Origin of the sequence: Aeromicrobium sp. Leaf291, from assembly GCF_001423365.1 — a bacterium.
GTDB lineage: Bacteria > Actinomycetota > Actinomycetes > Propionibacteriales > Nocardioidaceae > Aeromicrobium.
Window position 1 is genome coordinate 733,003 of record NZ_LMNM01000002.1, and the last position, 11,956, is coordinate 744,958.

The 11,956-nt window shown below is 72.4% G+C and carries 13 protein-coding genes; 4 read left to right on the forward strand and 9 right to left on the reverse strand.

The annotated features are described in order from the left end of the window. Positions 1-9: 9 nt before the first annotated feature. Both lnt and ASF35_RS13145 read left to right on the forward strand, forming a co-directional pair. Positions 10-1,509 carry an apolipoprotein N-acyltransferase gene (lnt, locus tag ASF35_RS13140; RefSeq protein ID WP_055968257.1) on the forward strand — a complete coding sequence of 500 codons (1,500 nt, stop codon included), beginning with the start codon at positions 10-12 and terminating at the stop codon, positions 1,507-1,509. 14 nt (positions 1,510-1,523) lie between these two features. After that, positions 1,524-2,336, forward strand: coding sequence for a polyprenol monophosphomannose synthase (locus ASF35_RS13145; protein ID WP_082481942.1), 813 nt, complete (start codon positions 1,524-1,526; stop codon positions 2,334-2,336). Between the two features lie 13 nt (positions 2,337-2,349). On the opposite strand, the gene ASF35_RS13150 is transcribed toward ASF35_RS13145, so the two are convergent. From ASF35_RS13150 to ASF35_RS13175, 6 genes are all read right to left on the reverse strand, one after another. Continuing rightward, the gene (locus ASF35_RS13150; protein ID WP_055968259.1) at positions 2,350-2,724 is read right to left on the reverse strand and encodes an RNA polymerase-binding protein RbpA; all 375 of its coding nucleotides are present in this window, start codon (positions 2,722-2,724) and stop codon (positions 2,350-2,352) included. Positions 2,725-2,786: 62 nt separating this feature from the next. Next, a complete protein-coding gene (locus tag ASF35_RS13155; protein ID WP_055968261.1) occupies positions 2,787-4,127 on the reverse strand; it encodes an MFS transporter in 1,341 nt (446 codons plus the stop codon). Further along, positions 4,124-4,900 (reverse strand): glycerophosphodiester phosphodiesterase, encoded by a 777-nt coding sequence (locus ASF35_RS13160; RefSeq protein ID WP_055968618.1) that lies wholly within the window; start codon positions 4,898-4,900, stop codon positions 4,124-4,126. Before ASF35_RS13160 ends, ASF35_RS13155 begins: the two co-directional genes overlap by 4 nt. A gap of 44 nt (positions 4,901-4,944) precedes the next feature. Then, complete coding sequence (locus ASF35_RS13165) at positions 4,945-6,480, reverse strand: UDP-N-acetylglucosamine 1-carboxyvinyltransferase (protein WP_055968263.1); 1,536 nt, start codon at positions 6,478-6,480, stop codon at positions 4,945-4,947. A gap of 45 nt (positions 6,481-6,525) precedes the next feature. Continuing rightward, positions 6,526-7,455 carry a DMT family transporter gene (locus ASF35_RS13170; protein WP_055968620.1) on the reverse strand — a complete coding sequence of 310 codons (930 nt, stop codon included), beginning with the start codon at positions 7,453-7,455 and terminating at the stop codon, positions 6,526-6,528. 25 nt (positions 7,456-7,480) lie between these two features. Beyond that, positions 7,481-8,140: an MBL fold metallo-hydrolase gene (locus ASF35_RS13175; protein ID WP_055968265.1), complete on the reverse strand. Its 660-nt coding sequence runs from the start codon at positions 8,138-8,140 to the stop codon at positions 7,481-7,483. A 55-nt stretch (positions 8,141-8,195) separates the two neighbouring features. Here ASF35_RS13175 and ASF35_RS13180 point away from each other — a divergent pair, with 55 nt between their 5' ends. After that, the gene (locus tag ASF35_RS13180) at positions 8,196-9,104 is read left to right on the forward strand and encodes an alpha/beta hydrolase (RefSeq protein WP_055968267.1); all 909 of its coding nucleotides are present in this window, start codon (positions 8,196-8,198) and stop codon (positions 9,102-9,104) included. 45 nt (positions 9,105-9,149) lie between these two features. Further along, on the forward strand, positions 9,150-9,944 hold the full coding sequence (locus ASF35_RS13185) for an alpha/beta fold hydrolase (RefSeq protein ID WP_055968269.1): 795 nt from the start codon (positions 9,150-9,152) through the stop codon (positions 9,942-9,944). Positions 9,945-9,948: 4 nt separating this feature from the next. Here the strand turns inward: ASF35_RS13185 and ASF35_RS13190 are convergent, their stop codons facing one another. From ASF35_RS13190 to ASF35_RS13200, 3 genes are read right to left on the reverse strand one after another with little or no spacing between them, the layout of a single operon-like run. Continuing rightward, on the reverse strand, positions 9,949-10,335 hold the full coding sequence (locus tag ASF35_RS13190; protein WP_055968271.1) for a low affinity iron permease family protein: 387 nt from the start codon (positions 10,333-10,335) through the stop codon (positions 9,949-9,951). Positions 10,336-10,344: 9 nt separating this feature from the next. Further along, positions 10,345-11,508, reverse strand: coding sequence for an MFS transporter (locus ASF35_RS13195; protein WP_055968273.1), 1,164 nt, complete (start codon positions 11,506-11,508; stop codon positions 10,345-10,347). Beyond that, positions 11,505-11,933 (reverse strand): hypothetical protein, encoded by a 429-nt coding sequence (locus ASF35_RS13200; RefSeq protein ID WP_055968275.1) that lies wholly within the window; start codon positions 11,931-11,933, stop codon positions 11,505-11,507. Before ASF35_RS13200 ends, ASF35_RS13195 begins: the two co-directional genes overlap by 4 nt. Between the last annotated feature and the right edge of the window lie 23 nt (positions 11,934-11,956).

Genomic DNA, 11,956 nt, shown 5'->3' on the forward strand with positions numbered 1-11,956 from the left:
GTCACCCCGATGAGGTGGTACCTGGCCGCCGTGCTGGCGGCCGTCTCCGGACTGCTCAGCGCGGCAGCCTTCGACCCGTGGTCCGTGCCGTACACGATGGTCGTCGGCGTGGCCCTGCTCGTCTGGGTGCTGCGCCGCCAGGCGGAGGCTCGCGTGGTCGCGGTCATGACCACGGGCGCCGTCTACGGGCTCGCCTTCATGGCCCCGCTCATCTGGTGGATGAACGCGGTCAGCAGCGGGGCCTACGTCGCGCTCGTGGTCGCCCAGACCGTGCTGCTGGCCGTCATCGCCCTGCCGCTCCGCGCGGCGCTGCGGCTGCCCTGGTGGCCCGTGTGGGGCGCCGCTGCCTGGGTGCTGGGCGAGCAGGTGCGCGGCGGCTTCCCGTTCTCCGGGTTCCCGTGGGGACGCCTGGCCCACACGTCCATCGACACCCCGCTCGCCCCGTACGCGCGCCTCGTCGGGATGCCCGGCACGTCCGCCCTGCTGTTCGTGCTCGCGGCGATGCTGGTCGTGCTGGCCGGTTCCGGCGTCCTGCGTCGGACCGCGGCCGTCGCCGTCGTCGTCGCCGTCATCCTGGGCGGGCTGTTCCTGCCCACGGGGCTCGCGGACCCGGGTCCGGAGCGGCGCGTCGCCGCGATCCAGGGCAACACGCCGGGCGCCTTCCTGACCTGGCCACGCGGCGAGATCGGCGAGCTGCACCTCGCCGAGACGAGCAGGTTGGCGGCGGCCGTGGAGTCCGGGCGGACCCAGGCACCGGACCTCGTCATCTGGCCGGAGAACGCGCTCGACGTCGACCCCTTCGCCGACGAGGCGCTTGCCGCCCGCATCGAGTCCCTGGTGCAACGGATCGGTGCGCCGATCCTCGTGGGCGCCATCCTCGACGGCCCCACGAACGACACCGCCTACAACGCCGGTGTGGTCTGGAACGGCGACGGCCCCGGCGAGGTCTACGTGAAGCGCAGGCTCGTGCCGTACGGCGAGTACGTGCCGTTCCGTCGCGAGCTGGGTGGGCTGGTCCCGCGCTTCGACCGCGACATCCCGCGCGACATGCTGCCGGGGGACCGGGCGGGCGACCTGCAGGCCGGGTCCGTCGTCGTCGGCGACACCATCTGCTGGGACATCGCCTACGACGGCATCGTCGAGGACGCGGTGCGCGGCGGGGCCGAGATGCTCGTGGTCCAGACCAGCAACGCCAGCTTCACCGGCACGTCGCAGCCCGCGCAGCAGTTCAAGATCTCGCGGCTCCGCGCGATCGAGACCGGCCGCTGGGTCGTCGTGCCGTCGACGAACGGCATCAGCGGCATCGTCGACGCCGACGGGCGCGTGGTCCAGCAGGCGCCCACCGAGGAGCCCGCCACGCTGGTCGCCGACGTCGGCACGGCCACCGGGACGACCCCGGCCACCGCCGCGGGCCGCTGGCCCGCCGTGGCGCTGGTGTCGATCGGTCTGCTGGGCTGGGTCCTCGGCATCCTGCACCGCCGTCGCGCGGTCCGGAGGACGTCGTCGTGACCGTCCTGGTGATCATGCCGACCTACGACGAGGCGGAGAGCCTGCCCGGCACCCTCGAGCGGCTCCGCAGCTGCGTCCCCGACGCCGACGTCCTCGTGGTCGACGACGCCTCGCCCGACGGCACCGGCCGGCTCGCCGACGAGCGAGCGCTGCGCGACCCCGCCGTCCACGTGCTCCACCGCACGGGCAAGGACGGGCTCGGAGCCGCCTACCGGGCCGGCTTCGCCTGGGGCCTGGACCGCGGCTACGACGTCCTGGTGGAGATGGACGCCGACGGCTCCCACCTGCCCGAGGAGCTGCCCGACCTCCTGGCCGCCGTCGCGTCGGCCGACCTCGTCATCGGCTCGCGCTGGGTCCCGGGGGGCTCGGTGGTCAACTGGCCATGGCACCGACGGATGATCTCGCGGGGCGGCACGATGTACGCCCGCCTCGCGCTCGGCCTGCCCGTGCACGACACCACCGCCGGCTTCCGTGCCTTCCGGGCCGACACGCTGCGCCGGATCGCCTTCGCGGGCGTCGCCTCGCAGGGGTACTGCTTCCAGATCGACATGACGCGCCGGGTCCACGCGTCAGGACTGCGGATCGTGGAGGTGCCGGTCACCTTCGTCGAGCGCGCTCTCGGGCGGTCCAAGATGAGCTCGGCGATCGTGCGCGAGGCGCTGTGGCGCGTGACCCTCTGGGGCCTCGCGCGCCGGGTGCCCCGCCGGCTGCGGGTGGGACCGCTCGCCCGGGCCGCGCTGCCCCGCCCCGGTGATGCCGGACCCGGACAGCACGAGACCCCGGTGCAGGACCGGGGTCTCGGGGCGGGCTCGGACGGGTCGGGCTGAGCCCGACGGGCCGTCAGGCCGTCTTGCGCTTGCGACGGTGCAGGTGCGGCGGGCCGATCTCGCCGGAGCGCAACAGCTCCAGGCGCTCGGTGAGGATCTCCTCGAGCTCGGACTCCGAGCGTCGCTCCAGCAGCATGTCCCAGTGGGTACGCGCCGCCTTCTCCTCCTTCTTCGCCGGCTCCGCGACGTCGGCCTGCTTGCCGATGCGGCCGGTCTTCGGGTCCTCCCACTCGTAGGGGACCTCGGCCTCGACCGACATGGTCACCGTGAAGGTGTGTCCGTCGTCGCAGACGTACTCGATCTCCTGACGAGGGGCCATCTCGACCCCGCGCTCGTCCTCGAAGCTCTGGGCACCCAGCCGGGCCCCGCGCAGTGCTCGTTCAGCCATGGGTCACTCCTCTCATCGGTACCAACGTAGGGCACCCCCTTGAGATTCCCCTGAGTACGTCGTCACCGCACCTCGAGTGCGCGGTCGCGGACCTGGGGAGCGACCAGGAAGAGGGCCGCGAGCCCGGCGGCGAGGACCACGAGGATGCCGACGATGCCCCACCGGTCGTCACCGCCGATGAAGGCGAAGAGCCCGAAGAGGGCGGGGGAGAGGAACGACGCGGCACGCCCCGTCATGGCGTAGAGGCCGAAGTTCTGGCCCTCCTTGCCGACCGCCGTGAGGCGCACCAGGTAGGTGCGGGACGCCGACTGGGCCGGACCGACGAACAGGCACAGCAGCAGCCCGAAGATCCAGAATCCCGTGCTGCCCTCGACGAACAGCAGCACCGTGCCCACGACCATCATCGACACGAGCGAGAACACCACCACGCGACGCGGCCCTCCACGGTCGTCGAAACGACCGGCCAGGATCGCACCGCCCGCCGCGGCCACGTTGGCCACGATGCCGAACGGGATCACGGTCTCGTCGGTGAAGCCGTACACGGACACGGCGATGACCGCACCGAAGGTGAACACCCCGGCCAGACCGTCGCGGTAGAGGGCGCTGGCGATGAGGAACTTGAGGGTCTCGCGGTCGTCGCGCCACATGGTCCGCACCTCGGCGAACAGCACGCGGTACGAGTCGACGAAGCCGGTGCGGGGCAGCGGGCTCGCCTCGGCCGGGAGCTCGGGGACGAACAGCAGCACGGGCAGCGCGAACACGAGGAACCAGACGGCGGACACGATCGCCACGAGCCGGATGTTGAGCCCGTCGTCGGTGGTCACGCCGAGGAGGCCACCGTCGCCGCTGATCAGCCCGACGAACACGATGATCAGCAGCACGATGCCGCCCAGGTAGCCGAAGCCCCAGCCGAGCCCGGACACCCGGCCGACCGTCTCGGGCGTGGACACCTGGCGGAGCATGGCGAAGTAGGGGACCTGGGCCAGCTCGAACAGCACGATGCCCAGCGAGATCAGGAGCAGGCCGAGCCACAGGTAGTGGTAGTCGTCCTTCACGAAGAACATGAGGGCCATCAGGACGACGACGGCGCCCGTGAGCAGGGCCAGGGAGCGCTTGCGCCGCCCGCCCGCGTCGGACCGCTGGCCCAGGACGGGGGCGAGGACGGCGATCACGAGGGAGCCGGCCGCGATCGACCACGCCAGCCACGTGCTGGCCGAGACCGGTCCGGGCAGGTCCTTGCCGACGCCGTCGGTGAGGTAGACCGAGAACACGAACGTGACGATCACGGCGTTGAACGCGGCCGAGCCCCAGTCCCAGAAGGACCAGGCCAGGACCTGGCCCCGGCTGGTGCTGCGGGCGACCGCCCCGCCGCCGTCAGCGTGACTCGTGCGTCCGGTGCTCATCGTGGCCAGGCTCCTCGTTCGGTCAGCACGTCGCGCAGGACGTCGGGACGGTCGGTGACGATGCCGTCGACGCCGATGTCGAGCAACCATCGCATCTCGTCGGGGTCATCGACGGTCCACACGTGCACCTGCAGGCCGGTCGCGTGCGCGTGGCGGACGAATCGTGGCGTCACGACCGTCACGGGGCCCCTGCGCACCGGCACCTGCAGGCAGTGGACACCGCGCCGGGCGGCGTACCGGCGGATCGCCGCGACGGGACCCAGCCGCAGCGCCGCGACCTCCAGCGGCCCGGCCGAGCGGGCGGCCTCGGGGCAGATCCGGCGGAGGTGAGCCAGGCGACGGCCGGAGAACGAGGCGAGGCAGACCCGCTCCTGCGCCCCGGCAGCACGGATGACCTCGACCGTCGGGACGACGGCGGCGTCGGACTTCACGTCGATGTTGAACCGTGCGTGCGGGAAGGCCTCCAGCAACGTCGCCAGGCGCGGCACCGGTTCCTTGCCGACCACCCGCACGGCGTCGACCTCCTCGGCCGTCAGGTCGGCCAGGGGCGTGTCGACCCCGGTCAGGCGACCCAGGTGCTCGTCGTGGAACGCGTAGACGACGCCGTCCCGCGAGGCGTGCACGTCGGTCTCGAGGTAGCGGAACCCGAGCGCCACCGCGTTCGTGAACGCTGCCAACGTGTTCTCCAGGCCCCCGTTCACCGGCAGCAGGGCGCCACCGCGGTGGGCCAGGGCCAGGGGGAGGGGCGCGTCGAGGTACGGGTGGCTGGACACCACCTCACGCTAGCGCCCGCAGGGTCCGCGGGACGCCCTCGTCGTCAGATGTCGCGGAAGGTCTCGATCTGCGCACCGAGGGCGTTCAGCCGCTCGGCCAGGTCCTCGTAGCCACGGTTGATGACGTACACGCTGCGCAGCACGGAGGTGCCCTTGGCGGCGAGCATGGCCAGCAGGATGACGACGGCCGGGCGCAGCGCCGGCGGGCACACGATCTCGGTCCCGCTCCAGTGCGTCGGTCCGTCGACCAGGACCCGGTGCGGGTCGAGCAGCTTGACCCGCGCGCCCAGCTTGTTGAGCTCGGTCAGGTAGATCGCCCGGTTCTCGTATACCCAGTCGTGCAGCAGGGTCTGACCCTCGGCCGTGGCGGCGATGACCGCGAAGAACGGCAGGTTGTCGATGTTGAGGCCAGGGAACGGCATCGGGTGCACCTTGTCGATCGGTGCCCGCAACGACGAGGGGTGCGTGGTGATGTCGACGAGCCTGGTCTGGCCGTTCTCGGCCGGGTACTCCTCGCTGCGGTCGTAGTGCAGTCCCATCTCCTCCAGGAGGGCGAGCTCGATCTCCATGAACTCGATCGGGACGCGGCGCACGGTGATGCTGGACTGCGTGACGATCGCGGCGGCGATGAGGCTCATCGCCTCGATCGGGTCCTCGCTCGGCGCGTAGTCGACGTCGGTGTTGATCTTCGGCTTGCCGGTGACCCGCAGGGTCGTCGTGCCGATGCCCTCGATGCCCACGCCGAGCTTCTCGAGGAAGAAGCAGAGGTCCTGGACCATGTAGTTGGGGCTCGCGTTGCGGATCACGGTCACGCCGTCGAAGCGGGCGGCGGCCAGCAGCGCGTTCTCGGTGACGGTGTCGCCGCGCTCGGTGAGCACGATCGGCCGCTCCGGCCCGACGCCGCGGGCGGCGTCGACGTGGTAGCTGCCCTCGGTGGCCACGACCTTGAGCCCGAACGGGCGCAGTGCCGTCATGTGGGGCTCGACGGTGCGCGTGCCGAGGTCGCAGCCGCCGGCGTAGGGCAGCTCGAACTGCTCCACGCGGTGCATGAGCGGACCGAGGAACATGATGATGCTGCGGGTGCGCCGGGCCGCGGCCTCGTCCATCGCGGCGAGGTCCAGCTCGGCCGGGACGACCAGCTCGAGGTCGCCGTCGTCACCCAGCCAGCGGGTGCGCACGCCGATGGAGGACAGCACCTCCAGGAGCCGGTTGACCTCCTCGATCCGCGCGACCTTGCGCAGGATCGTCGTTCCCTCGTTGAGCAGGGACGCGCAGAGCAGCGCCACACCGGCGTTCTTGCTGGACTTGACGTCGATCGAGCCCGAGAGCCGCGTGCCGCCCTTGACCCGCAGGTGGCTCGGGCCGGACGTGCCGACGCTGACGATCTCGGAGTCGAGCGCCGTGCCGATGCGCGCGATCATCTCGAGGGTCAGGTTCTGCTGGCCCTTCTCGATCCGGTTGACCGCGCTCTGGCTGGTGCGCAGCTGCGTGGCCAGCTCGGTCTGCGTGAGACCGCTGTGCTGACGCGCGTCGCGGATGAGGGTGCCGATGCGGGCGAGGTAGTCGTCTCGTGAAGTCACCCGACCACACTATCTCAGTTGTGAGATAAGACAACGACGGTCAGGTCACGTCCGCGGGGGCCGACGTGCGACGAGCGCCACGACCACGCCGAGCACGGCCAGGACCCCGCCGAGCAGGCCCAGAGGGGACACCGCGACGTCGGGATCGACCACCTCGACGACCTCCGCCGCGACGACCTGGCCGGCGATCGAGCACAGCCCCAGCACGAGGACACCGTGGATCTGCACGGCCACGGCGGAGATCGCGATGAAGCCGACCCCGAGGACGCCGCCGACGTAGTACCACCACTGCGTGGGGAAGCCGTCGATCCGGCCGGGGAGGGCCAGGCTCACCACGAGCAGCACCAGGAGAGCGGCCGTGCCGACGACGAAGTTGTTCCACGTCGTCGCGAGAGGACCGCCGATCGCCGAGACCCGACCGTTCAGCGCCTGCTGCACCGCCTGCAGGCACCCGGCCACCAGCGCCAGGGACGCCAGCAGCAGGGAGGGCCCGAGCTCGGTGCCGTCGAGGTCGCCGAGCACCTTGACCGTGACCGCGGCGACGGCGAACAGGGCGGCGATCGCCCGCGGTCGGGACGCGGCCTGCCGGCCGCCCGGTCCGAGCCCCACGTGGTCGACCACGAGCGACGCCACCGACTGACCGGCCGTGAACGCCACGATGAACAGAGCCACCCCGATGATGCCGACGGCGATGCCTTGGCTCGCCACGAAGAAGGCCCCGCCGAGGCCGCCGAGCAGCTCGACCGGCCGCAGCCTGCGGAGCCGCAGGGCGTCGCGCACCCGCAGCAGCCCGGCCCGTCGGCGCGGGTGCGACAGGACCACCAGCGTGAGCAGGAGGAAACCACTGCCGAAGCTCACGACCGCGGCCAGGGCGCCGGCCCGCAGACCGTCACCGAGCTGGCCGGCGAGCGAGCCGTTGACACGCGACTGCAGCGTGACGAGCGCACCGACCAGCAGCATCAGCGGGACCGTCATGGCCCGCAGGAGGGGGCGTTCCACCTCAGGCGTCGAGGGTGTCGCCGGGGGCGAGGCGGTGCGCCTGCTCGGCGTCGACCCCGCCGTGGTTCACGGCGTGGTTCCAGTACAGGTCGTAGGCGACGTCGGCGATGGTCGCGTCGTGGATGGGCAGGAAGCCGCGCGGCGCGACGCCGGACAGGAAGGCCACCGTGTCGCTGATCCTCGCCCAGGGGGCGCTGAGGGGCAGCGCCAGCAGGTCGACACCGGCCGGGGTCGACTCGTAGGAGTCGCCGGGGTGGAAGAGCGTGGTCGTCCCGCCGTCGCTGCTCGGGCCCTCCACGAGCACGCCGACGTTCGCGACCACCGGGATCGAGGGCAGGATCGTGGCGTGCCGGGCACCGACGCCGGTGAGGGTGATGTCGCCGACCTGCGTGACCACGCCGTCGGCGTGCGCGCGCCACGGTCCGCCCTGCTGCTCGGCGGTCTCGGGATCGGCCAGGAAGACCGCCCCCGGGCTGGCGGCCACGACCTCGGCGGCGCGCGCCGGGTGCAGGTGGTCCGGGTGCTGGTGGGTGACGACCACGGCGTCCAGGTCGCTCAGCTCGAAGGCGGCGTCGAGGCTGAACGCGCCCGGATCGACGAGCACCCTCGCCCCCGACGTCTCGAGCAGGAGGGCGGCGTGTCCGAGTCTCGTGATCCTCACACGCCCATGATGCACCTGCGCCGATCCGGACGCAGCGCGGTGTCGAATGGCACACATGGGCTGGTACGCGGACGCCACGGCGCTCCTGATGAACCTCACCGCACCGCTGACGGTGCGCTACGGCGACGCCCTGCAGATCTCCGGCGCCGACGTCGAGGACCCCGAGACCTGGCGGGTGCCGACCCGGCACGGGACCGTCCGCTGCTACGTCTACCGACCCACGGCAGGCCGGCACGCGGCGCGCTCCGGGGACGCCCCCTCGGCGCCAGGCGTCTACGTGCACCTGCACGGCGGGGCCTTCCTCATGCGGCACGCGGCGATGGACGACTTCTTCGCCCGGCACGTCGTCGCCACGACCGGTGCGGCCGTGGTGAACGTGGACTACGACGTGGCGCCGCGACACCGGTACCCGGTGGCGCACCACCAGGCGCACGACGTGGTCGAGTGGGTCGCCCAGAACGCCGGGACGCAGGGCCTCGACGGACGCCGCCTGGTGGTCGGCGGCTTCAGTGCAGGCGGGAACCTCGCCGCGTCGGTCTGCCTGCAGGCCCGGGACCAGGGGCACCAGCCGGCGCGTCTGCAGCTGCTCGGCGTGCCGTCGCTCGACGTCTCGACCACCCACAAGCCCGCCACGGTCCCGCGACCGATGATCAGCGAACGGACGGTCCGGCTCGTCCGCGCGACGTACTTCAAGGACGCCTCACGCCGCAGCGAGCCGTACGCGTCACCCCTGCTCGCCGACGACCTGCACGGGCTGCCACCGGCGCTCGTCGTCACCGCCGAGCACGACGCGCTGCGGGCCGAGGGGGACGCCTACGCGCGGCGTCTCGCCGACGTGGGCATCCCGGTGGAGCACCACGTCGTCCCCGGTCAGGACCACTACTTCCTCGACCCGGCGGACCTGCGCCAGGCGCGTCGCTGGATGGACCTCATGGCCGACGCGATCGCACGGGCACTCGTCTAGGACGGCACGTGCGGACGGTCCTCACCGCCGATCTACCCTGGGTCCGTGACCGACGCCATCTACGCCCGCGAGGTCGGCGACACGGGGGAGCGGGTCGTCTTCCTGCACGGACTCTTCGGCCAGGGCCGCAACTTCACGCAGGCCGCCAAGGCGCTGCAGCCCGAGCTGCGCTCGCTCCTCGTCGACCTGCCCAACCACGGCCACTCCGCGTGGACCGACTCCGTCGACTACGTGGACGTGGCCGACCAGGTGGCGGCGTTCCTGAGCGAGCGGTGGGCGTCGGGGGGTCGCACCCACGTCGTGGGGCACTCCATGGGCGGCAAGGTCGCCATGGTGCTGGCCCTGCGTCACCCGGACCTCGTGGACCGACTCGTCGTGGTGGACATCGCCCCTGCTCCGAGCGACGGCGCAGGGGAGTTCGAGCACCTGCTGGACAGCCTGGCCTCGCTCGACCTCGACACGCTCGCGCGGCGCGGCGACGCCGACGAGCAGCTGCGCGAGCGGATCGACAACGACACGGTGCGCGGGTTCCTCCTGCAGAACCTGCGATCGATCCCCCCGAGCGAGGGCGGAGGGTTCCGCTGGATGGCGAACCTCGCCCTCCTGCGCCGGGACCTGCCGGTCATCGGCGGCTTCCCCGAGATCGACGGGACCTTCGACAGGCCCGTCCTCTGGCTCGCGGGGGAGCGGTCGGACTACGTCGGCGACGACGACGCCGAACACATGCGCACCCTGTTCCCCCGCACACGCCTCGTGACCGTGAAGGGCGCCGGCCACTGGGTCCACTCGGAGAAGCCGGACGCCTTCGCCTCGGCGCTACGGACCTTCCTCCTGGCCTGAGCCGTCAGTGCCGGTCCTCGAGACCGACCGCGTCGCGCAGACGCTGCACCGACTCGCCCAGCCGTTCGTCGTCGCGCGCCCGTGACTCCATCAGGTCGGCCAGCGCCTCGGCGATCACGTTGAGCTTCTCCTGCGACGCCTCCTCGGCCCGCCGCCCGGCGTTCTCCAGCAGGGCGAGCAGGAACAGCGACTGGACGCTCGCGACGGTGTGGATCGCGACCTGCCACGCCTTCAGGTCGGCCCAGAGCGGCAGGCTGACCGCCCACGCCACCACGATGCCGGCGCACACCAGGAAGAACGGAGCCCGGGTGACCACCGACTCCGCCGACTCCACGAAGCGGTCGAAGACGGACCGGTCGTCGCCGCCGCGGGCGGCCTCCTCAGTACCCATGACGGCACGCTAGGGCGTGCGGCGCTCCCGCGCAGCAGGAACGACGAGCGCGGACGGGACCAGCAGGGCGGCCACCACGAGCAGCGCCTGGAGCGTGCCGGAGTGCTCGCCGACGAAGCCGACCAGGGGCGGGCCGGCCAGGAAGGCGGTGTACCCGATCGTGGAGACCACGCTGACCCGGGCCGCGGCGCGGCGTGGGTCGTCGGCGGCGGCGCTCATGCCGACGGGGAACCCCAGCGAGGCGCCCAGGCCCCAGAGCAGGATGCCGACGACCGCGAGCTCGGGGACGGGCGCCAGGACGGTGAGCAGCACGCCGACGAAGGCCAGTCCCATCGTCGACCAGAGCACCGTCACCCGACCGTGGCGGTCGAGCAGCGCCGGGCCCACGACCCGGCCCAGCGTCATCGCCGTGACGAAGGCGCCGAAGCCGAGCGCACCGGCCCAGTCCGGCACGTCGTAGCCGTCGACCAGGGCCACCGCCAACCAGTCGTTGGCCGTCCCCTCGGTGAAGGCGAGAGCCAGCACCATCAGGCCGATGAGCAGCGTGCGCGGCTCCGTCCAGGCCGACGCGGACCGTGCGCCCTGCGGATCCTCGCCGTGGTCCTCGTGGCCGGGCAGGAACGCCCGGACCGCCGCGAGCGCGCCCACGAGACCGATCGTGCTGGTGGCCGCGAGATGGACGCGCAGGTCGAGGTCCAGCGCCGCGGCACCGGCGCCCAGCCCCGCACCGACCACGGTGCCGAGGCTGAAGCCTGCGTGGAAGCGGGGCATCACCGTACGGCCCATGTGCTGCTCGACACGAGCGCCGTGCAAGTTCATCGCCACGTCCCACGCACCGATGCCGAAGCCCATGAAGGCCATCGGCACCGCGGCGGCGAGCGCGACGCCCGACTCCGCCCCGGCGGCCGCGGCGGTCTGCGCCAGGGCGACGACGACCGCGGACACGGCGACCACGCGGGCGGCGCCGAACCGGTCGCACAGGGCTCCGGCGAGCGGGAGGCCGGTCAGCGACCCGGCGGAGATCGCGAGCAGGAGCAGGCCGAGCTGGGCAGGGGACAGCCCGAGCGCGTCACGGACCGCGGGGAGCCGCGCCATCCAGCTGGCGAACATGAACCCGTTGAGGGCGAAGACGACGGCGACGGCGTTGCGCGCCGCTCGGACGGCGGGCGTCACGTGTCACGCCCCGGGCGGGGTCGCGCCGCGCGGGGCCAGGCTCCGCAGGACCACAGCGCCCAGAGCACGAGCAGCGGCTGGAAGAGAAGGCGGACGAGCCGCGCGCGGTCCGTGTCGAGGCCGAACGCGTCGACCCCCTCCACGTACTGCGCGACGTTGCCCGGGAAGACCAGGACGAACAGGGTCGCGACGAGCAGCCCGACGAGCGCCCGCCGTGCCGCCGGTGCCAGCAGCACCGCCAGACCGAGGACCAGCTCCACCGCACCCGACGCGAGCACGGTGAGGTCCTCGTCGACCGGGAACCACGACGGAACCTGCGCACGGAACTCCTCGCGCGTCACGACGTGCGCCACCCCGGCGAGGACGAGGAAGGCGCCGAGCAGCACGCGGGCGACGTGCTGGACCACACGGTGGGGAGTACTCACCGCACGAGGATGCCAGGTGGCTC